Source organism: Xanthobacter sp. NM-59, assembly GCF_021401125.1.
GTDB lineage: Bacteria > Pseudomonadota > Alphaproteobacteria > Rhizobiales > Xanthobacteraceae > Xanthobacter.
The window spans coordinates 41,406-62,181 of record NZ_JACBFQ010000013.1; the positions used below are offsets into that span (position 1 = coordinate 41,406).

Annotated in this window: 34 protein-coding genes and 1 pseudogene; 13 read left to right on the forward strand and 22 right to left on the reverse strand. The window is 64.1% G+C overall.

Annotated elements, in window-relative coordinates; genetic code table 11:
- Nucleotides 1-171: 171 nt before the first annotated feature.
- A complete protein-coding gene (locus tag L0966_RS19420) occupies nt 172-438 on the reverse strand; it encodes a helix-turn-helix transcriptional regulator (protein WP_370640937.1) in 267 nt (88 codons plus the stop codon).
- Between the two features lie 244 nt (nt 439-682).
- On the opposite strand from L0966_RS19420, the gene L0966_RS19425 reads away from it, so the two are divergent.
- The 7 genes from L0966_RS19425 to L0966_RS19455 are packed head-to-tail and all read left to right on the forward strand — an operon-like array spanning nt 683 to nt 3,459.
- A complete protein-coding gene (locus L0966_RS19425; protein ID WP_234053696.1) occupies nt 683-826 on the forward strand; it encodes a hypothetical protein in 144 nt (47 codons plus the stop codon).
- A 6-nt stretch (nt 827-832) separates the two neighbouring features.
- Nucleotides 833-1,090: a ribbon-helix-helix domain-containing protein gene (locus L0966_RS19430; RefSeq protein WP_234053697.1), complete on the forward strand. Its 258-nt coding sequence runs from the start codon at nt 833-835 to the stop codon at nt 1,088-1,090.
- Nucleotides 1,087-1,566: a helix-turn-helix transcriptional regulator gene (locus tag L0966_RS22590; protein ID WP_234053698.1), complete on the forward strand. Its 480-nt coding sequence runs from the start codon at nt 1,087-1,089 to the stop codon at nt 1,564-1,566. Before L0966_RS19430 ends, L0966_RS22590 begins: the two co-directional genes overlap by 4 nt.
- Nucleotides 1,556-1,831, forward strand: coding sequence for a hypothetical protein (locus tag L0966_RS19440; RefSeq protein WP_234053699.1), 276 nt, complete (start codon nt 1,556-1,558; stop codon nt 1,829-1,831). The genes L0966_RS22590 and L0966_RS19440 overlap by 11 nt, the downstream gene beginning before the upstream one ends.
- Before the next feature lie 11 nt (nt 1,832-1,842).
- The gene (locus tag L0966_RS19445) at nt 1,843-2,055 is read left to right on the forward strand and encodes a hypothetical protein (RefSeq protein WP_234053700.1); all 213 of its coding nucleotides are present in this window, start codon (nt 1,843-1,845) and stop codon (nt 2,053-2,055) included.
- Between the two features lie 16 nt (nt 2,056-2,071).
- Nucleotides 2,072-2,479, forward strand: a complete 408-nt coding sequence (locus L0966_RS19450; RefSeq protein ID WP_234053701.1) for a hypothetical protein — start codon at nt 2,072-2,074, stop codon at nt 2,477-2,479.
- Between the two features lie 17 nt (nt 2,480-2,496).
- Complete coding sequence (locus L0966_RS19455) at nt 2,497-3,459, forward strand: 3'-5' exonuclease (RefSeq protein ID WP_234053702.1); 963 nt, start codon at nt 2,497-2,499, stop codon at nt 3,457-3,459.
- Nucleotides 3,460-3,524: 65 nt separating this feature from the next.
- Here L0966_RS19455 and L0966_RS19460 read toward each other — a convergent pair whose 3' ends face one another.
- The 21 genes from L0966_RS19460 to L0966_RS19560 all read right to left on the reverse strand — a co-directional run bounded on the left by L0966_RS19460 (nt 3,525) and on the right by L0966_RS19560 (nt 16,180).
- A complete protein-coding gene (locus L0966_RS19460) occupies nt 3,525-4,019 on the reverse strand; it encodes a thermonuclease family protein (protein ID WP_234053703.1) in 495 nt (164 codons plus the stop codon).
- Nucleotides 4,016-4,342, reverse strand: a complete 327-nt coding sequence (locus tag L0966_RS19465; RefSeq protein ID WP_234053704.1) for a hypothetical protein — start codon at nt 4,340-4,342, stop codon at nt 4,016-4,018. Before L0966_RS19465 ends, L0966_RS19460 begins: the two co-directional genes overlap by 4 nt.
- A gap of 13 nt (nt 4,343-4,355) precedes the next feature.
- A complete protein-coding gene (locus L0966_RS19470; RefSeq protein WP_234053705.1) occupies nt 4,356-5,000 on the reverse strand; it encodes a hypothetical protein in 645 nt (214 codons plus the stop codon).
- Nucleotides 5,001-5,002: 2 nt separating this feature from the next.
- A complete protein-coding gene (locus tag L0966_RS19475) occupies nt 5,003-5,425 on the reverse strand; it encodes a hypothetical protein (RefSeq protein ID WP_234053706.1) in 423 nt (140 codons plus the stop codon).
- A gap of 23 nt (nt 5,426-5,448) precedes the next feature.
- The gene (locus L0966_RS19480) at nt 5,449-5,952 is read right to left on the reverse strand and encodes a hypothetical protein (RefSeq protein ID WP_234053707.1); all 504 of its coding nucleotides are present in this window, start codon (nt 5,950-5,952) and stop codon (nt 5,449-5,451) included.
- 20 nt (nt 5,953-5,972) lie between these two features.
- The gene (locus tag L0966_RS19485) at nt 5,973-6,380 is read right to left on the reverse strand and encodes a hypothetical protein (protein WP_234053708.1); all 408 of its coding nucleotides are present in this window, start codon (nt 6,378-6,380) and stop codon (nt 5,973-5,975) included.
- Between the two features lie 58 nt (nt 6,381-6,438).
- Nucleotides 6,439-6,609 (reverse strand): hypothetical protein, encoded by a 171-nt coding sequence (locus L0966_RS19490; protein ID WP_234053709.1) that lies wholly within the window; start codon nt 6,607-6,609, stop codon nt 6,439-6,441.
- A gap of 172 nt (nt 6,610-6,781) precedes the next feature.
- Nucleotides 6,782-7,282, reverse strand: coding sequence for a hypothetical protein (locus L0966_RS19495; RefSeq protein ID WP_234053710.1), 501 nt, complete (start codon nt 7,280-7,282; stop codon nt 6,782-6,784).
- Between the two features lie 13 nt (nt 7,283-7,295).
- A complete protein-coding gene (locus tag L0966_RS19500; RefSeq protein WP_234053711.1) occupies nt 7,296-7,481 on the reverse strand; it encodes a hypothetical protein in 186 nt (61 codons plus the stop codon).
- Nucleotides 7,482-7,530: 49 nt separating this feature from the next.
- Nucleotides 7,531-7,947: a helix-turn-helix domain-containing protein gene (locus tag L0966_RS19505; RefSeq protein WP_234053712.1), complete on the reverse strand. Its 417-nt coding sequence runs from the start codon at nt 7,945-7,947 to the stop codon at nt 7,531-7,533.
- Nucleotides 7,922-8,155, reverse strand: a complete 234-nt coding sequence (locus tag L0966_RS19510) for a hypothetical protein (RefSeq protein WP_234053713.1) — start codon at nt 8,153-8,155, stop codon at nt 7,922-7,924. The genes L0966_RS19505 and L0966_RS19510 overlap by 26 nt, the downstream gene beginning before the upstream one ends.
- 15 nt (nt 8,156-8,170) lie before the next feature.
- Nucleotides 8,171-8,395: a hypothetical protein gene (locus L0966_RS19515; protein WP_234053714.1), complete on the reverse strand. Its 225-nt coding sequence runs from the start codon at nt 8,393-8,395 to the stop codon at nt 8,171-8,173.
- 3 nt (nt 8,396-8,398) lie between these two features.
- Nucleotides 8,399-8,986, reverse strand: coding sequence for a DUF6012 family protein (locus L0966_RS19520; protein ID WP_234053715.1), 588 nt, complete (start codon nt 8,984-8,986; stop codon nt 8,399-8,401).
- 67 nt (nt 8,987-9,053) lie between these two features.
- The gene (locus L0966_RS19525; protein WP_234053716.1) at nt 9,054-10,457 is read right to left on the reverse strand and encodes a UvrD-helicase domain-containing protein; all 1,404 of its coding nucleotides are present in this window, start codon (nt 10,455-10,457) and stop codon (nt 9,054-9,056) included.
- A 53-nt stretch (nt 10,458-10,510) separates the two neighbouring features.
- Entirely contained in the window at nt 10,511-11,452 is a 942-nt protein-coding gene (locus L0966_RS19530) for a DUF4116 domain-containing protein (RefSeq protein WP_234053717.1), read from the reverse strand.
- Between the two features lie 154 nt (nt 11,453-11,606).
- The gene (locus tag L0966_RS19535) at nt 11,607-11,915 is read right to left on the reverse strand and encodes a hypothetical protein (protein ID WP_234053718.1); all 309 of its coding nucleotides are present in this window, start codon (nt 11,913-11,915) and stop codon (nt 11,607-11,609) included.
- 17 nt (nt 11,916-11,932) lie between these two features.
- Nucleotides 11,933-12,367 carry a hypothetical protein gene (locus tag L0966_RS19540; protein ID WP_234053719.1) on the reverse strand — a complete coding sequence of 145 codons (435 nt, stop codon included), beginning with the start codon at nt 12,365-12,367 and terminating at the stop codon, nt 11,933-11,935.
- A gap of 262 nt (nt 12,368-12,629) precedes the next feature.
- Entirely contained in the window at nt 12,630-13,118 is a 489-nt protein-coding gene (locus L0966_RS19545; protein WP_234053720.1) for a hypothetical protein, read from the reverse strand.
- A 5-nt stretch (nt 13,119-13,123) separates the two neighbouring features.
- Nucleotides 13,124-13,654, reverse strand: coding sequence for a hypothetical protein (locus tag L0966_RS19550; RefSeq protein WP_234053721.1), 531 nt, complete (start codon nt 13,652-13,654; stop codon nt 13,124-13,126).
- A gap of 76 nt (nt 13,655-13,730) precedes the next feature.
- Nucleotides 13,731-14,924, reverse strand: coding sequence for a ParM/StbA family protein (gene parM / locus L0966_RS19555; protein WP_234053722.1), 1,194 nt, complete (start codon nt 14,922-14,924; stop codon nt 13,731-13,733).
- A 326-nt stretch (nt 14,925-15,250) separates the two neighbouring features.
- Nucleotides 15,251-16,180, reverse strand: a complete 930-nt coding sequence (locus L0966_RS19560) for a hypothetical protein (RefSeq protein WP_234053723.1) — start codon at nt 16,178-16,180, stop codon at nt 15,251-15,253.
- A gap of 466 nt (nt 16,181-16,646) precedes the next feature.
- On the opposite strand from L0966_RS19560, the gene L0966_RS22595 reads away from it, so the two are divergent.
- The 6 genes and pseudogenes from L0966_RS22595 to L0966_RS19585 all read left to right on the forward strand — a co-directional run bounded on the left by L0966_RS22595 (nt 16,647) and on the right by L0966_RS19585 (nt 20,511).
- Nucleotides 16,647-17,321: a GcrA family cell cycle regulator gene (locus tag L0966_RS22595; RefSeq protein ID WP_370640938.1), complete on the forward strand. Its 675-nt coding sequence runs from the start codon at nt 16,647-16,649 to the stop codon at nt 17,319-17,321.
- On the forward strand, nt 17,321-17,743 hold the full coding sequence (locus tag L0966_RS19565; RefSeq protein WP_234053724.1) for a hypothetical protein: 423 nt from the start codon (nt 17,321-17,323) through the stop codon (nt 17,741-17,743). Before L0966_RS22595 ends, L0966_RS19565 begins: the two co-directional genes overlap by 1 nt.
- 64 nt (nt 17,744-17,807) lie before the next feature.
- A complete protein-coding gene (locus L0966_RS19570; protein WP_234053725.1) occupies nt 17,808-18,446 on the forward strand; it encodes a hypothetical protein in 639 nt (212 codons plus the stop codon).
- Nucleotides 18,446-18,592 (forward strand): annotated as a pseudogene (locus L0966_RS19575) (GapR family DNA-binding domain-containing protein); the annotation flags it as partial. The gene L0966_RS19570 and the pseudogene L0966_RS19575, both read left to right, overlap by 1 nt.
- 47 nt (nt 18,593-18,639) lie before the next feature.
- The gene (locus L0966_RS19580) at nt 18,640-20,001 is read left to right on the forward strand and encodes a hypothetical protein (protein WP_234053726.1); all 1,362 of its coding nucleotides are present in this window, start codon (nt 18,640-18,642) and stop codon (nt 19,999-20,001) included.
- A 177-nt stretch (nt 20,002-20,178) separates the two neighbouring features.
- Nucleotides 20,179-20,511, forward strand: coding sequence for a hypothetical protein (locus L0966_RS19585; protein ID WP_234053727.1), 333 nt, complete (start codon nt 20,179-20,181; stop codon nt 20,509-20,511).
- Nucleotides 20,512-20,776: the final 265 nt, after the last annotated feature.

Here is a 20,776-nt window from a genome sequence, read left to right on the forward strand (position 1 = left end):
CCACAGGAATTCAAGTGGGACGATGAGCTCGGTTGACGGCTGTCAACCGAGCTCATCGTCCGGACCAAAAATACGGACGGCCATGCCTAGCTCTGACATGGCACACCCGAAACAAGCGCATCAGCAGTAATATCTCGCTGACCGTGCGATAGAGTTTGGCCTAGTCGGACGTCAAATTGCGTCCGGGGTGCGCTCATTTACGGGGCACCGCAGCCGCACCCCCGGCCCCTTCTCGTCCTGCGGTATGAACTCCACGCCGGCCTCTTCAAGGACACGGCGGATCGCATCAAGGTTTGCTGGGTTCGGGATCCGTCGCCCCTTCTCAAAATGCAGAATGGTGTTCCGCGACAGCTTCGCGCGCTCCATCAGGTCTTCCTGGGCCATTTCGACGAGGGCTCTCGCAGCCCGGCACTGGTCGCCGGTTATCGGCATTGACATAAAACTCCCACATTGCAGGTTTGCTTCAAGATAGCGCCAATACGCTCCCCGGGCAACGTTGGCGCAAGCGCTTTCCAGCCCCCCCTGGCCACCCTGATTGTGTGCACTAACACGCGAACTCGGCCGCGTCGCGGAAATGTGCCGAATTGACGTTTTATATCATAGTTGCACTTTTTGTTGACACGCCTGCCCGCTGGGAGTAAATGTGCAACATCGCACTTTTGGATCACACGAGTGAGCTCCCATGACCACCATCCATCTCCTGACCACCGCCCTGGGGACCGTCGCGCTGAGTATCGCGCTGGCGGCCCTGTCCACGCTGGCCGCCCAGGCCCAGCAGAAGGTGAAGCAGCGTAAGCTGCTACGTGCGCTGCACACCCGGGCGTGACGGGCCATGCCGGTGCGCCCTTCCCGCCGCTGGGTCGTGATCCGGGGTCGGAAGACCTCGGTTTCCCTCGAAGACGCGTTCTGGAACGCGCTGACCGAAATCGCAGGAGCACGGGGCATCAGCATCAGCGCCCTCGTGGCGGACATCGACGATATGCGGCCGGATCTCCACCAGAACCTGTCGTCTTACCTGCGGGTCAACATCCTCAAGCACTATCAGCGACTTGCGGCGCAAGCCGAGCAAGCCGCGCGGAGCGAAAAATGAGCAAAACCGACTGGGAATACACCCCCGGTTCCGACAACTGGATCTTCCGCCCGGTCAGCTCTCGGGCCCGCCAGTGGGCTGTGGACCTGGACGTGGGCGCTCCGGTGGGCGACGGCACCTATGCAATCGCGCCGGCGGCGGCCGGCGAGATCCTCACCACGCTCCTCGACGAGTCCTTCACGCTTGACCTGGATACCCGCCCGGCGGGCGCAGCGATCGGTGCCCGCCTCCGAGCGGAGCGGACCCGCGCCGGCATCTCCCAGCAGAGGCTGGGCGCCCGGCTCGGCGTTACCTTTCAGCAGATCCAAAAATACGAGTCCGGTGCGAACCGCATCTCGCTCGTCACCGCCGACGTCCTGGCGACGATCTTCGCTGTTCCCGTCGCTACGTTTCTCGCCCTCCAGCAGCCCCGCGGCCACAGCAGCGAGACGTCCACGCAGGTTGAACCCGGAAAGGAAGCGGCCAATGCGCACTGACATGTCTTCCGGTGGCACCTCGGCTGGCTCAGGGCTCATGATGCTCATCATCCTGTTCATCATCAGCGTGCTGGTGAGTCTTCTCCTGACACACGGGACCGGGCTCGCCGTTGCGGCGGTCCTGGCGGCCGGCGGCGGCGATATCCTCACCTCCCCCACCCTATCGTGGGCTGGCCTTCTATCCTGTGCGTTGGCTGGCTTTGCAGTGATCGCCTCCTGCGGTCTTGTCGCGGTGCTCTGGCTGCAGCCGCCCGCCGAGCACTAAGTGGTGTCACCATGGACAACATCCTGGTCCTGCCCCTCCGCAGCGCGTCGAAAGCGCTGCTGACGGCTCTGCTGCTGACGGGCTATGCCGCTTTCGTCACGTTGGCCGGCGTAGCGGGAGCCGCCCTCGGCGGGTTTTTTGCCCCCGCCTGGGCTGGGGAGATCGCCGTCCTGTCGGCTCTCGCGCTTCCTGCACTGGGCGCAACGCGCGCATTATTCACCTGAAGGCCACTTGGAGAAGATGCAGATGACCGACAGCATAGAGAGCAGCCGCATCGTGCGGATGCGGCTAGCCTGCGGACCGGACGCCGGTCCGCTCAAGGGCTTCGTGGCCCGGGTATCGCTTCCGCTCCTTGAAGGCTTCCTGGCCGTTCTGGGCGAGCGCAGTCGGTTCGCGGGCGACACCGCAGTCCGGCGCCGGTGCGACGCCATGGCCGCGCTCCGGCGGTTGTGCCTGGTCGAGACGGCGGCCGGCGCCATCGAGGTGTCGGTGCAACGCACCAACCCCCGCCTGCCCCCTGACCCTCTGGGCTTCCTGGACACATATGATCCGGATCGCGTGGAGATCGATGGTGAGCACCTGGCACGGCTCCGCCTCGCCCTCTCGCTGTTCCGCACACCGGCGGGCAGCGTGATGGCGATCGTGTGACGGCGGGACCCGAGCAAATGGATGTGGCGGCCGATCTCGAGGCCATGGCCGCGACGCTGGAGTCCTCCGGCGACTATCGCGTGCTGCGCCGCCTTCGCCCCCGGGCCGGGTTTGCGCCGATCCCGGCCGGCACGAAGACGTGGCGGGGCTTGATGCTAGACACGGAGACAACAGGCCTTGCCGTCGAGGACGAGATCATCGAGCTGGCGATGATCTCCTTCAGCTACAGCCGGGACGGGACGATCCATGCGATCCAGGACGGCTTCGAGCGGCTGCGGGAACCCTCCCGGCCGATTCCGCCCGAGGTGACTGAGCTCACCGGGATCGATGCGGCGACAGTCGCCGGCCAGGCGATCGATCCAGAGGAAGTCGCCGCCTTCGTGGCGGGAGCGGATCTGATCGTCGCGCACAACGCCGACTTCGACCGCAAGGTGGTGGAGCGGGCCTACCCCGTGTTCAAGGAGAAGCCCTGGGCATGCTCCCTCACGCAGGTTCCATGGAAGGCGGAGGGGTTCGGCAGCGCAAAGCTGGGCCAGCTGCTGGCCGCCTACGGCTTCTTCCACGATGCGCACCGCGCCGGCGACGACTGCCGGGCGACGATCGAGCTGCTGGCGCGGCCTCTGCCGAAGTCCGGCACCACGGCCATGTCGAACCTGCTGGCGGCCGCGCGCGCGCCAGGCGCCAGGATCTGGGCCACCAACTCGCCGTATGAGCTGAAGGACACGTTGAAAGCCCGCGGATACCGCTGGGCGGACGGCGCCAACGGCGGCCGCCGGGCGTGGGTCATTGATGTGGCAGAAGATACGTTCGAGGCTGAGATGAGCTTCCTCCGGTCGGAGATCTACCGGCGCGAAGACCTTGCCCTGCCTGTTGCCAGGCTAACGGCCTACAACCGGTTTTCGGACCGGATCGAGGCCGAATCCCAATTCTGGCCACCGTTGGAAAGAATGGGCGCCGGCGGTGCTTATAGAGAGGAGTGAAGAAAAATCGCATTCGGAGATCTGCGCGGGATCTCCCCGAATAGCCACTCACAAGAGATCGTATTTCAACGCCCCGCCCGCAGCCTCCGCCAAACCCATGGCGCCTGAAAATCCGTCGCCCACACACCGACGCCGGCGGCGCGGGCCTCCTCCTCTTGCGTCACATATTCCTGACTGAACTGCACATAGGCCCGCGCCCATCCAGCGCGGACAAGCGCTTTGCCAATGTCCTCGCCGCGCACGCGGCAGTGAGCGAGCATGCGCCCGTAGCGGTCCCGGTTGGTGCCCTCACAGGTCACCGTGGCGGATCCGATGAGGTCCGCCAGGTAGAAGGCCGCCGCACCGCCGCAGCGGACTTGGCTGCCAGTCGCCCGGTTCCTGCAGAGCTGCTGGCTTTCAGGCGCATCGATCCCCAGAAGGCGGACACGCTGCCCGTGAATGTCGAGCGTGTCCGCGTCAATCACGGAGGCCCGCCCGGCGATCTCCTGCGCCAGCGATGCGGGCACCAGGCCCAGAAGTGCGAGCGCGACCCAGCCGGCGCACAGAAATGTCCGCTTCAAAGCGCGCTTCCGCCCGCGGCCGTGCCGGCTGCGCACAGGAGCGCGTTCTCCTCCATGTCGCCCAGCATGTCGCCAAGGCCCGCGGCGCGCAGCTCGGCGGCTGAGGCCCATTGCCCTGCCGCCTCCACTGCGTGGAGAGTGTAGTCGGCCGGATCGTTGTTCTGGTCCCACGAGCGGATGTGGGCCTCCGCCTGAGCCTCGCTCCCGAACAGCACGGCCGCCGGCTGGCCGGCGGAGTCGACTAGCGTCCAGAAGCCCAGCCCGAGGCAATTACCCAGGTAAACGCCCCACTCCGGGTGCGTGATCACGAACTGGCGCGCCATGCGCAGGATCTCCTCAGGTTCTGATGTTGGCGGTGACCGCGTCGCGGATGTCGGAGGGCACGTTGAAGAAGCCCAGCTGATCGAAATTGGCCGCCAGGCCCCGCCCAAAAGCGCTGCAACCGCCGTTGGCGGGATGCCGCACGCCGGCCGCCTCAATCCCGAGACGAGCCAGGTTGCGTTTCGCCGTCTCGCCGACGGCAACCACGGGTCGGCCGGGGAACAGGTCCAGGAGCGCCTCCAGCAGATCCAGGTGGGCGGACACCTCACCCCACACCATCGTCGCCGTGGGCTCCCCGAACCCGGACAAACGCTCCGGATCGTTCCTGGCGGCCGCCGGATCGCTGGTGCGGACGGCGCGCATCTGCATGACCGCACTTGCCGGCACCTGCGGCTTGTGGCCAAGCAGGGTCCGCTCGCACGTCATCGCAATGCCGGAGAACCTGGCGCCCTGGTAGCCTGGGGCTTCTGCCACGAGGATCAGGGCAGCATCGGACAAGCGCTCACCGAGATAGGCCTGGAGGTGGCGGGCCCGCGCAGCCGGTGCTTCGGGATCCGCATCGATGCCTTTCACCCAGCCGCGATAGGGATTCACGAGCGGTCCGGCCGGCTCTGCGGCCTTCAGCGCCTCCAGGAAGGTGTTCAGCCGGATGCTGCCCATTATCAGCAGCCCTCCGCGGAGCGCCGCGCCGCCCGCCGGGCTGCTTCCGGCGTGGGAAAACCGCCCACGGTCGTGCCGTCGGCGCCAATCGACCGATAGGTCCACCAGCCCGGCCGATCGGGGTCCTCCAGGATGTCGCCGACCACTCTGATCGCCTGCACCTTGCGCTGATGTATGTCACGGCCGGCCGGCGTGATCTGCCAGGCCTTATAGGTCGCATAGTGGGTCGGGGCCTCCTCCACATGCCCCCGCGCCTCGAGGCGCCGGCAGGCGGCGAGGACCTGGTGCGTCTCCAGATGCTGAATCCAGCCGTAGCCATAACAGGGCATGACGAGGGTGTTGCGCAGCACGTAGGTCACCAGGACGCTGTTCTTCGTGAGGGCGTCCAGCACGTCCCGCTCCAGCCGTCGGCCGTCGATCGCCATGGCAAAGCTCCCCTGGCCTGCTCTCACCACCGCGGAGCGTCGTAGAGCGTGTTTGCCTCCACACCGGCCACCTCCACCGTCGGCCGCCCTTCCGCCCACTGGCGGTAGCCGTGGCGTAGCAGGTTGGCGCCGATCGACGGGTTCGCCTGCCAGCTCGCGTCGTACCAGTCCGCAATGTGCGCGCACGGAACGGTCCTGGAGGTGTCCAGCCCGGGAATGCGCAAGGAGGTGACACCCGTCACCGGCCGCGCTCCCGGCGCCGAGGCGCCGCAGAGCCACAGCGTTTCGGGGTCCTCGGTCGCCTCTCCCTCCGGCGGCACTTCAGTCACGTGGAAGTGCCGGACGCGCAGGGTGGAGAATTCCAGCTGCTCGTCCTCATCCTCATGCCAGGGGCACTCGCGCCTGATCGCATCCAGGATGTCTTCTTCCGCGATCTCCTGGCAGTCGATGTGGCCTTCGGCGAAAGCGAGCACGAGCTCGCCATCCTGGGAATTAAGCACCTTCAGGTTCAGCTCACCGCTCATCATGGCCACCCTTAGTTTCGCGTTCAGTTGAGTTCCCGCTCGGACAGAGTCGGCCAAGTCACCTTCCTTAGCAGCGCGGCGAGCTGTTCCATGTCGGCCACAGGGTGTTCATCGCGGCCATCAAGTAGCGCGCCACCCCGTAGTTGCAGCATCCCTGGAAAGGCGGAGCCAAGATCGCTGTCGGAATATCCGTCGCTCGTATGAGCCGGCACCGCTTGCACAATGGCGACGATTGGGTTGCAGGGGACCGCCTTGCCCACTTGCAGCGGAATGTGCTCGCGATCGAAGATCGCATCCTGCCTTCGCACCGCCTCGGCGAATTCCGCAGTGGTGACCTCCACCCCGCCCACCGTCGAGACCTCGGCAATACGGTCACCGCGATCCCACACCTGGAAACGCCCCTCGCAAATCAGAATTTCATCGTCGCTCATTGCGTCCTCCTGCGTTTGGTTCGCGAGGGTGGCGGATCTGCTCCGCCGCCCTCTTGCTTCAGGCTGCCGTTTTGTCGGCCGCCGCGGCGAACGCCGCCAGGATGGTCAGGACCGAGGCCATCATCCCCACCGCGACCGCCGCTTCGACGCTGCCCTGCAACAAGCCATAGAGGGCCACGCCCCAAGCCCCGGCGGCACCACCACCCAGTCCGATCTTCAACGCTCTCATCACCATTCTCCGGCGCATCATGCGCCGGAGAATGGTCAGGTGGCAGCTTGCAAGGGACAAATCCGGCCGGGGCCGGAGCCATTCATGGACCGCTCTCCAACCACCTACCTCGCGGCCTGGGCGGCGATCGCCGCCCAGGCGCCCTTGACCACGCCGTGACCGGCGCTCACCCCTAGCGCCCGGGCCAGGGCCTCGCGGCTGACTCCACCGCCGCCGGCGACACCCCGGACGCCAGCAGGATCTCCGCCGTGGCTCTGGTGTCCTCGCACATGCCCCGGATCGCGGCGGCGACGGCGGCGCGGATGTCGGGGGGCACGTTGAAGAAGCCCTGGGCCCCGTTGCAGGGGAGCAGTGGCAGCGGAAAGGCATCGCGCAGCACGAAACCGTGGCGCCCGAAGAACCAGTCGCTGTCCATCTGCGTCACGCAATCGATGATGCGGGCCATGCCCACGATGCCGCCGCGCGGAAGCGCCCTCTCTCTCTCATCCTCGAGGTCGATCTCCGCGGTCGAGACGCCGGCATGGACCATGAACCAGCCCCGCCGCTTCGTCGCCCAGTCGCGGTTTTCCACGTCCTTCCCGTCGTGGAAGATGTGATGGGGATAGGGCTGCCGGATGCTCAGAGCAGGCACCTGGCCGCTGGCGACCTCTTCGGCAAGAACATGAAGATCCACCACTGGCCGCTCCTCATTTAGACGTGGTCGGCTTGCACAGCCACTTGAACTTATAAACGCTGCGCACCACCGTCTCCTGCGTCAGGACCTCCATGGCGCGACCGGCCTCCATGCACGCCGCTTCGTCCCGGAACGTCGTCGACGAGTATTCCACGTCATTGCCGTATGTAATCATGATGAACATCAGAACCCAATTCATCTTCGTTTTTCCAAATGTTTCGTTATCCGACAGTCTCGTCACCAGGCTGTCATTCCGCTGCTTCCGGGGTGACAGCCTGCTCGATCGCCTCGACGGCACGAAGAGCACCAATTTTTAGGGGAGCAGGAAGGCGCGTGAATATTTCTGCAGCGCGAAGAGCGTGTTTATCTGTAATCATTTCAGTCACTCCGGATTCGACTTCCGTATCCGTGGGCAACAGACTCGAGATAGAGACGCCAAGGGCTTTCGCAGCGCGAATTGCGCTGCTGAGTGACAGCCGGTTAGATCCTTTCTCGTACTTTTGAATTTGCTGAAAAGTGATCCCAAGGCTCTCCGCGAGCTTTTCTTGACTGCAGCCACTCGCTTGCCGCACGCTGCGCAGGCGAGCACCGATTACCGTATCGAGTTCCGAAGCCATCAGATGTCCTTTCGTTTGTTCATCAGAGATCGGGTCGTGCTCTTTCATTCTCTCCGGCTCGGCCCTCACCCCACTGGTTTGCAGCCATCTGCTCGAGACGACGTTGCAGCGCCGCCTCAGCGGCCTTGAGCCTCTCGATCTCCTTGGCAAAGCCCTGGCCTTCGGCCTGCTTCATCGCATCCCGGATGTTCGCGAGGTCTTCGACGATCCGGGCCCGCCCGGCCGCATGCAGGGTATTCATGTCGATGTCGGCCATGCTGTAGTCCCTCCCCTACCGTTGCGCCCAATACCAGGCGATCACCGTCGCGCCCGCCGGGATTTCTTTCGGTTCGAGCCGCCGGCATCTCAGGCGGCCCACTATCTTGGAACCGGCGCGTGCCGACCAAAACGCGAGCACCTCGTAAGCCGTGCGCCCCTTCGGAGCCTTCAGGTAGATGCCAGGCATCGGCGGAGGTCCGTCCCAGCCGTTGACAGTCAGCGTGACGTCCACAGCCATCCGCTACATCCCGGTGCGGGCGCCCGCCGGGCGCGCGACTTGAGGGACCGCGAAGGCAGCTTCCTGCTTCGGTGCCCTGTTGGGGATGTGCATGCCCGCGTGCTGCAGGATGCGCTCGCGTTCCAGCGTGGGCATGGGAAATGTGTGAGCGGTCTTCGCTTCGATGCTCTTGCTGCCGTCAAGCACCAGGGTGGGCGTGATGCGGACAGGGGCCTCATACGGAATGCAGTCCGGCCAGCGCTTGGGCCAGCCGGTGAAGCTGTACCAGAGGCATGGGTCCGCGCTCGCCGCGTCGTGGGTCTCGTCGAGAATGCGGTAGGCAATTTCCTGGGTGACCACCATTTCCGCCGCGACCGCCCAGCGCGTGACCATGGTGAACTGAGACACCCGCTCCTGCGTTTCGAGAAGAATCCCGTCCTTGGCGGCACGCTCCCGGGCTGAGCTCGCGACCAGCCAGGTCTTGTTAGGATAGGGGCGTCTCGCCTTGAGATCCGTGCCTTCGCGCAACACAAGGTCGAATTCGGGAAAGCTGACGTCGATCAGTTGAACCTCCTGGGCCGCCACGGCCTTCGGCGTGAGATGAAGCAGCATGATGAGGAGCTCCTGGGCCTAGTGCTGAGTCGGATCGCTGTCGGCAACTTGGTTGACCGCAGTAAGATCACTTCATGAAGTTGTAGAGGGTGGAATTCAGGAAGAGGCGCCTGCGCGCTCGGGTCGCGGATACGTAAAGCAGGTTGAGGTCTTCCCGATATTTGGTGATCCTGGCTTCGGGCCGCTCTTCGAGATAATCCGCATAGGAGAACGTCTCGCCCAGCACCACAACGTCCCACTCCAGGCCCTTTGCGCGGTGCATGGTGGTGAGGGTTACCTCTGCCCGCTGCGCTTCGACGGACCGCCGGCGAAGCTCGTTGAGCCGATCTGCGGTGGTCGCGCCATATCCGGCCACCAGGTTCACGATGGCCTTGATCTCTGTGTCGTCGATCTCCTGCGCGTAGTCGGCGAGGGAACCGAAGCTCTGGAAGGCCTTGAACTCGCGATCCTCGACCAGATGAAACTGACGCATGAAGAGGTAGAAGGCGTCCAGGATCCGCTCGAGGCGGTAGCTTTCGAGACCGCCGACGAAATGCAGCGGCGCTCCGGCCCGCTCGATCGCGTGCTCGATGACGCCCGCGTTGGTTCGGGAGAGAAAGGTGTAGGGCCCCTCGGGGGTTCCCTCGGCATGAACCTCTGAGGGACCGCCGCGGCCGGTGACGCACCTTTGCTCGCCGAACTCGGCGAGGACGGCGTTGGCAGCCGCGGCGATCTCCGGCCCGAAGCGCCAGCTCTGTGTCAGGGCAAGATCGGCGCCTGTGAACATATCGAGGGCATTCGCCGCGCCGCGGAAGCCGTAGATGGACTGGTACTCGTCGCCGACGAGTACCAGGGGCAGCTCCTGACGTTGCAGAATGGAAATCGTGATGGGGTTGGCGTCCTGGGCCTCGTCGAAGAGGATGTGCTCGTAGCGGCCAACGGAATGCCGCTCCATGTCGAACAGCTTCAGGTAGCCGTCGTGAGGCATCGGCACGTCGCGGTTCTCTGGGTCCAGCATCAGCTCCCAGAGGCGCTCCGCGTAGACAGCGGCGTCCATCTGCTTGCGGCCACGGGCGCAACTGGCCACCGATTGCCCCGGCCAACACAGAAACCGGGTGAGCACTTGGATCGCCTGAGCCGCGGTGTCGTTTCGGATGTTGAACATGCGGGCAACGTGCACCGCCCGCGGATCGCCAAGCTTGTGCCGATAACGGTCGCCGGTGACACGAAAGGCCAGTGCGTGGCTGGTGACCGGGCGGACCCAGGGCGGGAAGGTGGCCGAGGCCGCCTTCTGGTTGGCCTTGTTGAAGACGATATAGAGGATCGGCACTTGCCGCCGCGCGGCCGAATAGCCGCGCAGCACCGTCGTCTTGCCTGTGCCGGCCCGGGCGCGCACCCGTGTCACCGGGGCCGTGGTCTCGATGACGGCGCGCTGCTCGCCGGTCCACTCTTTGTTCCGCGGTGCGGCGGTTTCGCCATCCTTGAGCGGCATGATTTGTCTCCGAGGATGTTGCAGTTCCATCGTCGTGGCCGGGCCGGCTATCCCTATTGAGGGTGCCGGCTATCCGGCGCGGACAGCAGTTCCGCGCGCAGCGCAGCCAGTTCCTCCTTCTTGGCCACATATGTGCTGATCAACATCAGCGCCCAGCTCAGCACCCAGAGGACATTGGCAGCCGCGAGCCATAGGCTGAGGCCGAGGGTGGTGCCGGTGCAGGTCTCTGCGCCCCAATGGGCACAGCCGTTGAGCGCCAGCCAGAGGCTCACAGTCAGCCCGTTCACGATGAGACCGGCGAGAATCCCTGATAGCGGCTCCCATGCGAGCGCCCACGCGGCCGCCGAGAGCACTTTCGGAACGACCTCTTCGGGTGTTTGGGCGAGAAGAGCTGGATCCTGCGCAACCGCCCGCCACGCCGGCGGATTATTCTGGAGGGCCGCGGCGTCATCGGCGCGGACGAGCTGGCGGCCCCGCCACCGATAGGTAAGGATGAAGCGGAGGAGCGCGATGGTGATGCCGGCGAGCCCGATGACGATGGTGATGCCGTCGGGAGGCTGCATATCCGGCTCGGTGAGCAGCTGCGCCATTGGCTGGCCGGACGACAGTGCCCAGTACAGGACGGCACCAAGGAATGCGCCGATGGAAAGGACCCAGAACCCGACATCGAACGTCGCCCGGAATGCGTTCTCCCGGGCGACGGCCGCCCGCACCTGTCCCAGCAGATCCGTGGGCACGTGCTCCAGCGCACCCTGCCCGCCCTCCTCGACAGCGAGGCGGCACAGCTCCGGAGTGCGGTCAATCACGGGGATCGCGCCCAGCGCTCCGCCCCCCGACACCCGCATCGCGGTGGGCAGGAGCTCGGCCCGGAAGGCTTCGGGGACATAAGGTATGGCGAGGCCGTTCTGCTTGACCGCCTCCTCGCAGACGAGAGGGGTACGAAGGCCGATAGGGAAGAGCGCAAGATCCAGCCCGTTCCGCCGGACGGCGAGCAAGGCCTCCAGGACGGGCGGCCGGGCGTCCGCGGGCTGGGAACTGATTATGTTCATGCCGGATCTCCGGTCCGTGGCAGTGATTGGAGTGGAGCGGAGATGGCGTTCAGGATCTCGCCACGCACCGCTTCGAGGTTTGCTGGGAGGTCGCGAAAAGTCATTCGTGCGCTCCCTTTCTGTAGCCCGAGCCGGCGGGATTACTTCGGGTCCGGCGGATCGAGGGAGACTTGGCGGTATTCAGCGCCATGAGTGCGCGACGCGCGATCCATCGCACCGCCCGTACAAGCGCGAGGAGAACGAGGAGCCCTGCGACTAGCATAGAGGCGACGGCCAGCAGGCCGATGATGTCCTCGTTGACGGGCAGCGCGGGAACAACCGCTTCGAGTGGTTCGCCGAACGGTGGCATGTTTTCCAGGATATCTTGCAAATTAAAGGTCTTGGTCTCGTCCAGAACAAGGTGAAGCATCGCGACCTCGTCGGGCGTCAGGGAAGAAGCAGGAGGAGCGTGGCGCCAACGATGACAAATGGTTGGAGCAGCGCGGCCGGACCGAGGAACAGCCCGCAGGCGCTCAGGGCGAAGGTCGGAGCTGCGATGCTGAGGGCAAAGAACAGCCGTCCGGCATCAGGGGGCGGAAAGGCGGCGGCAGGGATTTCAGGGTGCCACGTTCCGGGTCCGCGCGGCGTAACGCTGTTACGCCGCGCCCGGAGAACCTCTCCGGTCAACACGACACCTCCGCTCAGGGCGAACGCAGCCGCGAACATGGGCAGGATGGGCATTCCCACGATTTGCCACAGGCAGATCAGGACGAGCCACGCGACGCCCGCGCCCACGATGCTGCGCACCAACGGCCAGCCGAGCCGCGTTAGAGCGATGAGAAGGGGCGCGGAAGCTATGAGGAAGGTGGGCAGGGAGTACAATGGAGGCTCCCTAGTCGGCAGCCGCAGGGGTCGCGCCTGTGCCGGCCAGAGGAAGCCGCACGCTATTTTCCGGAATCCAGCGACCGTCGACCTGAACCCTGCAGGAACCGGCGTGCCAGTCGACGGTGAAACCCGATCCATCCCAGCGCTGGGCACAGAGATCTGCCTGCGTGGGTGCTGTCAGAGTCGTGTAAAGCACAGCAATAGACACCGCACAGAATAGTATCGTCATATAATACATCATGCGCATCTTGAGTTGCTCCTATTTGCGGGCCGCGGGTCGTTCGCCCGCGTCATGGACCATGATGTTGAGCGCCATCACGACGCCGCCGGTGACGACGCCGAGGGGCACGAGGAGATAGAGCGGCAGCATCCGCGAGATGCTGAGCCCGATGGGAAGCGCTGCAAGGAGGGTGGCCGCTGCAAGGGCAGAGGAGCCGCTGAAGGGCCCGCCGGGGCGCTTGCTCCGCCCTGCCCGAAGGGGATCGCTCATGGCGGGCCCACGATCGAACAGGCATGCGGTACGCCGGACGACGGTTATGAGCGTCGTGGTGACGAGTATTGAGAGGCCCAACATGGCATCGGAGCTGGGCGCCATTCCTAGGTGGATCGCGGTCAGCAGAGCCCAAGCCGCGCCGGCGGCCGCGCCGGCGACGAGCGGCGGCCAGAACTGAGCGACGAGGCTGGTGAGCCCCACCAGCGCGCTTGTGATATCCAGAAAGGCCCAGATGGTCGGGAGTGACTTGACCATGTGGCTCAGCCCTCAAATCCACGCAGCGCGGCGAGCAGGCCCACTTCGGCGACGGCCGGAGCGGATGATGCGGCGGGCGCCGGTGCCTCCTCTCGCACCGGGGAGCCGGCCGGCGGCGCGCGCAGCTCTCCACCGGACGCCCCGCGGGTAAGGGCCTCAGGCTCGGGCGATGCGGCTCGGGTGACAGGGATCCGCTTGGATGGAGACGCAGGGGCAAGGGGCGGAGGGATGAAAGGCGGTGGCGCCGCGGCCGCTCGCGCCTGAGCCGCGTCGTCTTCGGAAAGTTCCGCAAGCAAGGTGCTCGGCATGGTGAGCGGTACCCGCCCGCCATGCTGCCCCCTCACCACGTGGAAGCCGATCAGCATGAGGTCCATCATGTAATGGCGCCTCCGGCTGCCGCTGATGCGGGTGGTCAGGAAGCCGTGCAGCTGCCTGTGCTCCGGGATGTTCGTATCGAACGAGAATCCGTAGATCCGCTCTGCGTCACTGCTGTCGGCGCCACCACGTGCCGCAACCCCTTTGGTCTTTCGGGCCATCGCCTCGCCGTCCCCGCGCTGTCGTTTCATTCTGAACGGCGGGTCGCCGTTCAGCTTTCAGTCGCCGCCCCTGCGGTCAGCCGCTGGTGGCTTTCATGACCTTGAGGATGCCGCGCGCGTTGGCGAACCGCGGCTGGTCCGGGAAGACCATAAGGTCGGGGTGGAACAGCCCCTCGAGGTGGGACTGCAGGAGAAGCGAGCCTCCGCCGACGTAGATGACGCAGGACAGTGCGCTGCCGTCCTCCGCGTGCCGGTACACTGCCTCCTGCACCTTGTCAGCGAGCGGCTTCATGGCGCGCTCCACCAGGTCGGAGATGTCCCGCGTTTTGCCGTAGAGCGGCACGATGCGCTCCACCAGGCATCGCTCGGGATCCACCACGTTGCGAATAGAGAACTTCGACTTGATGAAACTCTCGAGATCATCACAGGCGTCGAGGCACCCGGCTTTGATGCTCTCCGACTTCGCCACTGTCAGCGTCGGCGCTTCGCTTAATCGACCGCTCCAGTTGCCGTAAACGATGTCCGTGGTCTTGCCGCCGACATCCACCACCACGAACGCCGGCCCATAGGCGAACCGCTGCGCAAAGTCCTCATTGACGGTGATCGTGCCATCGGCGCGGCAGAGCAGCATTGCGTCGAAAAATGCGGCAACCCCTTCCGAATACACCCGGTGTTGAGCCACCCGATACGGTGAAGGCTGAGAGCTGAGATCCTCCCGATCCACCAGATGTACGCCCCGCGCAATGTTCGTCTTCTTCGCCTCGATGAGTGCCGCGTTTTGGGCTCCGTTCACCGGCAGGTAGAAGTCCGAGTAGGGCAAGGTCGTGCCGATGCTGAGCACGTCGCCACGCGCGCCGAGAAGGGGCAGGACCTCGTGCAGGGCGTGATGCACCACCACGCGATTGCGCACGCTGGTGGGATAGTCCTGCGTGCGGTTGTCACCGGCATCCTCCGTGTTCTTTCCACGCGGCAGGATCGTCACGACCTCCTCAGCTCCATCGGACACGCGATAGGCGTTGGGCGCCTGGGCGCCCGAGCTCTCGACCTCCACCAGGTCGCGCGCGGTGCGGCTGGGGAAGGAAAATGTGCGGATTTCGCCGCGATCCACGCCGGAGAAGAATGCCACCTTGGTTTCAGAATGACCGTCATCGACGGCCACGAGTGCCGGGGGATGCAGCCCTGCAACCTCTGCGGCCGTATCGACCACCTCCATGTCAGCGGGCGTGAGGTCAGCATTGTCAATGTTTGCGGTGCTCAACTTCGCCTTCATCGCGATCTCCGGTCCGGTTCACCGAGGATCGGTGAACGGGGCTGCGTCCCAAACATCCAGCGCTTTGCATGGTGCCCCAAGACCTTGAACAGCAAGGTACCGACACATGGACAAAGCGCACTCAGGTGCACGCAGATACTGAAACTGCGAGCACCACCGATGAAACAGGCACATAATGGCACAATAAAGGACTGATGTGAACGATAATGTGCAAACATGCGCAGAATTGACAAATCCCGCATAAAGACGAACGATTTTTGAACTATCATCTTGTAAAAAAACGATAATCTGAACAGCCGATGGTGCGCATTTGGGACGGATTTCGATTATTCGGAGGGTAATGCCCCCCGATTTCGCTCGGGTGCTTGCCGGAGCGAGTGCTCTGGCACCTTTTCTCCCCGCCGTTGCATGATCTTGTTCAGCCGATCGATTGTCTTGGCCTTCACGGCAGCAACGGAATCGGCACTCGGCTGAACGGCTGATGGCCTCTCGGCTCGTCGCCGCCGACCGTAGTGGTGGACAGCCGTCAGCGCACTCGAATGTCCCATGACCGCCGCTACCTCGCCCTTACCGGCCTCTAGGGTGGCCTTGGCCTCTGCCGAGAACTGGTGTCGACCGTCATAAAACCGCAGATGCCGCCACTTGCGTTCGATAAGGCCCTGGTCGATCAGCGATTTAAGAGCCGCTTTCAGCCTAGGTTGGAGTTTGGTTCGCGCAGCATCCCAGGTCCGCCCCTGCATCCAGAGGATCAGCCTTTGCGCTGCCTCCATCTCGTCGGCGGCGACCTGCTCGCGGTCGATCGTCAGGGTGCGCACTTCGCCATTAGCTCGTAAATCCTTGATATATTTTGAATTTTGCACTCTGAGCACGTCACCCTCGATAGAGCAGCAGCCCCATTCCTTCGGGCGAAGACCGAGGACCGGCGTGGCAAGAAGAAGATCCCCTGCCATCAGCGCGTATACGGTCCCCACTCCGTAGAGGTGATAGGCAATCCGGCGCCGCACTGCCTCTGGCATCTGACGCAGTAACGTATTGTTCCGCCGCGCACTCCCCTCCCCCGATCCTGTCCGCTGCCGCGATCGCCATGCCCGGTCGATATCCGCCGCGGCTTCCGTGAAAAGCAGTGCGTCCTGCATCGCGCGGAACCGCTCGATCCAGAACTTCAGCGCTGCGCGGTATTGCCGCCTGCTCGATGGCCTGAGGCCCTCCGTGAGTGCCTCGTAGGCGGCCACCAGTGCCCTCCAGTCGAGGTTCATTCCGCGCGTCTTTACCCACTCCACGAACCGCCTCGCCCGCTGCTCGTAGCGCCGTTCCGTGTCCTCGCTCCGCCCGCCTGCGGCGGCACCGCTAAGCGGTGGCGTCGCGTTGCTCCGGCTATTCGATTTCATCTCATAACCTACGTTACCGTCCCCTGCAGGATGTAACACGGGTTTCCGCGCATAAAAAGACGCATAAATGACCAATTATGGTGACGATGCGCATTGCTGAGCCGCATTTGATGTCGCATCATGCGGGCATTGCGAATTTGAGTGGTCGGATGGATGGAGATTGTGATGGGGATGCTCGTGAGGGGCGCCGCGGTGGCGCTGGCACTCATGGTCGCCGGATGCGCTTCGATGAATGCGGTTCAGCGGCAGGTCTCGACGGACGAATTTGTGCGGCAGAAGGTTGAGGCAGCCGTTCAGCGGAACGGAGGGTGAAATGGCGCGCAAAGCGATGCGGATGCGAGTGGCATGGACGCCCCGGGAGGATGAGATCCTCTCCGAGCTTGCGGCCAAGGGAGTCACTGCCCTCGATATTGCGTCCGCGCTTCGACGGCAGTCGATTCCGCGGACGCCGGACTCGGTGTCCAGGCGAGCGGCCGCCCGCGGAATCGACCTGCGTCCGCGTCTGCGGACATGGTCGGAGGCCCAAACCTCTGCTCTCATCAGGATGTACGGTGAAGGCCTCCCGTTGGCGCAGATCGCGGCCGCGGTGTCCTTACCGGATCAGGCGATCTCAAAGAGCGGCGTCGCCGGAAAGCTGGATCGGCTTATCACCGAGGGGCGGCTGCAGCGTCGGAGCGAGGCAGTTCCAGCGGCACGACCGGCTCCCAGGAGCGCGGATAAGGCCCTGGAGCCGACCGACGAGCGGGCCCAGCTAACTCCAGGGCCGGCGGCGGTTGCTCCTACTGCGGTGCAGCGTGTTCAAGCGGAGCCGCGGTTCCCGACGTCCGGGGTTTTGTTCAAATTCAGTGGCGAGCGTCAGTGCCGCTGGCCACTGAATGCTCCGAGCGCGGACATGATGGTGTGCGGTGAACAGACGGTGCCGGGAGAGTCCTGGTGCGCTGTTCATCGGGCCCGGGCCTACGTGCCGGTGGCAGCCCGGGGCGTGGCGCGCACCGCGGAGCAGAGGTGATGGGCGCGGACATGGGGAGCAGCAGCGGGCTTCCTCGCGGGGCTCGCTTCTCTGAGGCGATCGAAGAAGCCCGCCGTATCGCCCATGCACCGGAGCGGCCGGTCATGTTGGGGCCGGAGGATCTGCCGGATGGCATTGCCCCGAGCCGGCCGAGGATGGTGGGCAGCGCCGGTCGGCGCGCAACGAGCTTGGCGGTCAACCAGATCATCGTCATGGCGCAGGCGGTCACGAGCTACGTGAAGGTGGTGGAGCTGGCCGCAGATTATGTTGCGGCCCTGGAGGTTTGTCTCGGGTTCAGCAATGTCCCCCTGACCACGGAGACGGCGGCGCGAAGCCTGGCCGCCGACAATGAGGCCGCTGCAGCCCTTGGCCGATTGGTCGCGGGGCTGGCGGAGTTGGGCGTCATCACCCTGAAGACCTGAAGGAGCAGCAGCAAGTGGATCAGGAACTGCAGTTGGTATTGCTGGTGGAAGGAGGAAAAGGCAGATGAGCGTTCCCGCTGAATCCGCCGGCCGCGCCGCGCCATCGCCGCGCACGCCCGGCGATGGCGAAGTCGCCCCCCGTGCCCGCCTTTGGCGGATGGTGAATACCTGTAAGACGGCCCCCGGACGAGACGCGCCGGAGGATCTGTCGATCGAGGAGGCGGCGGGCGACCGGTTTCTCGCGGCACTCCGGCCGGCGCCGGGCCTGCGCGACGTGGCGCTGCTGGCCTATCAGGCCTCCGATATCCGCGTCTTGTTCGAGACGCTCGAATGCGAACGGGCGACCATCGATGCGTTGCTGCGCGAGAATGCATTACTGCGCGCGTCCGTTTGCCCGGAAAACAGCCCGCGGCCGGAGCACGCGTCGATGGAGATCGCTCGAGCGATTTCCATCATCCGGGCGATCATGGGGCGGGTGATGCAGCCGGCGGTGGCCCCGAAGTGCCCGGAATTGCAGGGTATCACTCTTGAGGAAATGATCGCGGCGCGCACCGTGGTGGCGGCGGCCTGGTCGAAGCGTCTCTCCCAGCTCGGCTTGACCAAGGAAAGCGCCAGAGAACTTCGGTTGCCTACAGACCGCGATCTAGCGGCCTCCTTCTACCTGGAGAACCGCCCGGCCCCGACAAGCAAGGGAGCTAGATGATGTCAGAGGACGAGGTGTCGGTTGCCCCCGCGGGCTTCGCCAAGGAACAGCTCAAGTCCTTCATCGAGCGCATTGAGCGCCTCGAGGAGGAGAAGAAGGCCATTTCCGACGACATTAAGAATGTGTTCGCCGAAGCCAATGAGAACGATTGAGCTGGGCTCAAGAGACGAATGGCTCAAGGACAGGTGAGTGTATGCTGCCCCTCTTCGTGGAGATCGGACCTCGGTGGGTCGCCGCCGGGGTGCTTGCGCCTGACGCGGATCAGGCGCCGCGAACCATAACGTTCCCCGCCCGTCTCGTCGCCGGCGCCGCCACGGCGTGGGAAGAGGCTTCGATCGCCGCAGGCCAGGGCGCACCCAGCCTCTATCGCGTTCTGGGAGGTCTCGTGCGCGTCGGCGGTCCGGCCGTGGCGCCCGGGCGGTTTATCCAACGCACCGGCTCCACCTTGCCCGTTACACGCGCTACTGCGATGGCGTCGGAAGACGCTCTCCTGGTGTTGACGGCCATGGCGCGGCTTGATGCGGGGTTTCGCACCCATGATCTCGTTTTGCTGACCACGGATGCGGACCGGGCCTGCAGGATAGCCAGCGCCATCGGGCGTGTAGCCGAGATAGCCGCTCCGGTGCCCGGCACCCGTGAGCACCCGCGACCGAACAGCATCCATCACCTGAATGAGCAAAGCCTGGCGGCGATGGTCGAGACCATCAACCAGAAAGCGACACGGCCCGAAAATAGCCGCCTACGCCGCCCAGCACAGGCCCTGCTCCATTGCGATGGCGGCACACTTTCAACGTTACCTCTATGTCAAGGTGCACAACCGATCCATGTTCCTTCACTTTACGACGATTTTGAGACAGCATTTACCGCTCGGATTAAGTCCCGCGGCGCCATAGCGGGTGGCGCATCGGAGGCCCTCGCGTCTCGAGCTCATGCAATCTGCGGCACGCCTGATAGCATTGCAACAAAGCTAATTGACGCGAATGATGTTGTGCTGGCGATTCAAGACGCGGTGTCCGGCGTTTCGCGCGAAGTATCGGATATGTTTACCCTCCTGCGGAGCTCTTATGACTCGATCCTCGTGACCGGTGCGGACGCGGACATCTACGAGGCGGCCCTCGCGGGGGCGAGGACGTTGCAAGTTGCACACACCAAAACTCCCCTGATTGCGTTCTTGGTATATGCGTTACGGACATATGCTAATCACACATCCATGCCATTAGCGCATATCTCGCAGGCTTCCGAGGTTAAGAACACTGGGGAGCCTGACTCACAGTCACCCCGCCGAAGGCGCAAAAGGATACCGCCCGTTAAGTTCCGGAAGGACACCGGGGAAGTAATCCTTACCCTCCCTCAGGGCTTTCTGGGGGAGGAAACCGTGTCCGTGTTAAAGGACTTTGCGCGTGGAACGGGGAATTCTCAGGATTCCCTTCCGTTATTACAGCGGCTCATTCACATCGTGCCGGCTTCATCGCCTATGCGTGCGCCGAACGTCGCACCGGATGATCGGCTCCCATCCTCCGGTGGAGGCCTTTCCGAGCCCCCTCCAGACCATTAGGGATGAAACGTCACGGATTCACCCGTATTGACACCACAAATGTACAGGTTGTTTATTTTTCATCGCGGGTTCTCGGATTTTGTCATTTCGGGAGTGTCCGCATTTCTACCAAAAGCGAGGCGGCGTGTTATGAGGGGGCTCGACGAGGCTGTTTTCGCGGACACAACAGAGGGCAGGATGGATAGTATCGGGAAACATGAATCATCCTCGTCTCGCAACGACTGGGCCTGGGGTGCCGCCATGCAATTCGGCGGATGGTCGTACAGTTCCGCGGACTTCGAAATCGACGAGCGTGTGTTCCATGCTTCGATTTTCGACACCGGCGAGAACTTCATCTACGATATTGCCGAGCTCCGCATGGGCCGGTATAACGTGTTAAATCAGGGGGTTGCGTACTCCCTCGATGAGGCACAGAGCTTCGTGGCCATGGCGGCCTTGGTCGCCACGTCCTCGGTCACGGTTCCTGCGGTTGCGCCATGCCGCGAGGCTGAGTTCCGGCGTCAGGTGTGATCCGGTCAACGCGCTGCATGAGCGTTGAGTAGAAAGTAAGAACCGTGCTCTGATGGCTCCAGTCCTTTTGCCCCGCTTCGGCGGGGCATTTTTCTTTCCCCCTTAAGCATCGACGCCTGATTTGAAGTGAGCTGCGCAGCGGGTGCCTTCACAGAAAGGCACGGAATTTATGCGAATTTTTCGGCATAAAACGTCATTATATGGCACGATTGTCGTTTCTGGTTGACAATCTTGGCACTTATGGCCCTTTCTAAGGGGACTTTCG

Coding starts and splice junctions, on each gene's coding strand:
- L0966_RS19420 (WP_370640937.1), bottom strand. CDS start 438: ATGTCAATGCCGATAACCGGCGACCAGTGCCGGGCTGCGAGAGCCCTC.
- L0966_RS19425 (WP_234053696.1), top strand. CDS start 683: ATGACCACCATCCATCTCCTGACCACCGCCCTGGGGACCGTCGCGCTG.
- L0966_RS19430 (WP_234053697.1), top strand. CDS start 833: ATGCCGGTGCGCCCTTCCCGCCGCTGGGTCGTGATCCGGGGTCGGAAG.
- L0966_RS22590 (WP_234053698.1), top strand. CDS start 1,087: ATGAGCAAAACCGACTGGGAATACACCCCCGGTTCCGACAACTGGATC.
- L0966_RS19440 (WP_234053699.1), top strand. CDS start 1,556: ATGCGCACTGACATGTCTTCCGGTGGCACCTCGGCTGGCTCAGGGCTC.
- L0966_RS19445 (WP_234053700.1), top strand. CDS start 1,843: ATGGACAACATCCTGGTCCTGCCCCTCCGCAGCGCGTCGAAAGCGCTG.
- L0966_RS19450 (WP_234053701.1), top strand. CDS start 2,072: ATGCAGATGACCGACAGCATAGAGAGCAGCCGCATCGTGCGGATGCGG.
- L0966_RS19455 (WP_234053702.1), top strand. CDS start 2,497: ATGGATGTGGCGGCCGATCTCGAGGCCATGGCCGCGACGCTGGAGTCC.
- L0966_RS19465 (WP_234053704.1), bottom strand. CDS start 4,342: ATGGCGCGCCAGTTCGTGATCACGCACCCGGAGTGGGGCGTTTACCTG.
- L0966_RS19470 (WP_234053705.1), bottom strand. CDS start 5,000: ATGGGCAGCATCCGGCTGAACACCTTCCTGGAGGCGCTGAAGGCCGCA.
- L0966_RS19475 (WP_234053706.1), bottom strand. CDS start 5,425: ATGGCGATCGACGGCCGACGGCTGGAGCGGGACGTGCTGGACGCCCTC.
- L0966_RS19480 (WP_234053707.1), bottom strand. CDS start 5,952: ATGATGAGCGGTGAGCTGAACCTGAAGGTGCTTAATTCCCAGGATGGC.
- L0966_RS19485 (WP_234053708.1), bottom strand. CDS start 6,380: ATGAGCGACGATGAAATTCTGATTTGCGAGGGGCGTTTCCAGGTGTGG.
- L0966_RS19490 (WP_234053709.1), bottom strand. CDS start 6,609: ATGAGAGCGTTGAAGATCGGACTGGGTGGTGGTGCCGCCGGGGCTTGG.
- L0966_RS19500 (WP_234053711.1), bottom strand. CDS start 7,481: ATGAATTGGGTTCTGATGTTCATCATGATTACATACGGCAATGACGTG.
- L0966_RS19505 (WP_234053712.1), bottom strand. CDS start 7,947: ATGAAAGAGCACGACCCGATCTCTGATGAACAAACGAAAGGACATCTG.
- L0966_RS19510 (WP_234053713.1), bottom strand. CDS start 8,155: ATGGCCGACATCGACATGAATACCCTGCATGCGGCCGGGCGGGCCCGG.
- L0966_RS19515 (WP_234053714.1), bottom strand. CDS start 8,395: ATGGCTGTGGACGTCACGCTGACTGTCAACGGCTGGGACGGACCTCCG.
- L0966_RS19520 (WP_234053715.1), bottom strand. CDS start 8,986: ATGCTGCTTCATCTCACGCCGAAGGCCGTGGCGGCCCAGGAGGTTCAA.
- L0966_RS19525 (WP_234053716.1), bottom strand. CDS start 10,457: ATGCCGCTCAAGGATGGCGAAACCGCCGCACCGCGGAACAAAGAGTGG.
- L0966_RS19535 (WP_234053718.1), bottom strand. CDS start 11,915: ATGCTTCACCTTGTTCTGGACGAGACCAAGACCTTTAATTTGCAAGAT.
- L0966_RS19545 (WP_234053720.1), bottom strand. CDS start 13,118: ATGGTCAAGTCACTCCCGACCATCTGGGCCTTTCTGGATATCACAAGC.
- L0966_RS19550 (WP_234053721.1), bottom strand. CDS start 13,654: ATGGCCCGAAAGACCAAAGGGGTTGCGGCACGTGGTGGCGCCGACAGC.
- parM (WP_234053722.1), bottom strand. CDS start 14,924: ATGAAGGCGAAGTTGAGCACCGCAAACATTGACAATGCTGACCTCACG.
- L0966_RS19560 (WP_234053723.1), bottom strand. CDS start 16,180: ATGAACCTCGACTGGAGGGCACTGGTGGCCGCCTACGAGGCACTCACG.
- L0966_RS22595 (WP_370640938.1), top strand. CDS start 16,647: ATGCGAGTGGCATGGACGCCCCGGGAGGATGAGATCCTCTCCGAGCTT.
- L0966_RS19565 (WP_234053724.1), top strand. CDS start 17,321: ATGGGCGCGGACATGGGGAGCAGCAGCGGGCTTCCTCGCGGGGCTCGC.
- L0966_RS19570 (WP_234053725.1), top strand. CDS start 17,808: ATGAGCGTTCCCGCTGAATCCGCCGGCCGCGCCGCGCCATCGCCGCGC.
- L0966_RS19580 (WP_234053726.1), top strand. CDS start 18,640: ATGCTGCCCCTCTTCGTGGAGATCGGACCTCGGTGGGTCGCCGCCGGG.
- L0966_RS19585 (WP_234053727.1), top strand. CDS start 20,179: ATGGATAGTATCGGGAAACATGAATCATCCTCGTCTCGCAACGACTGG.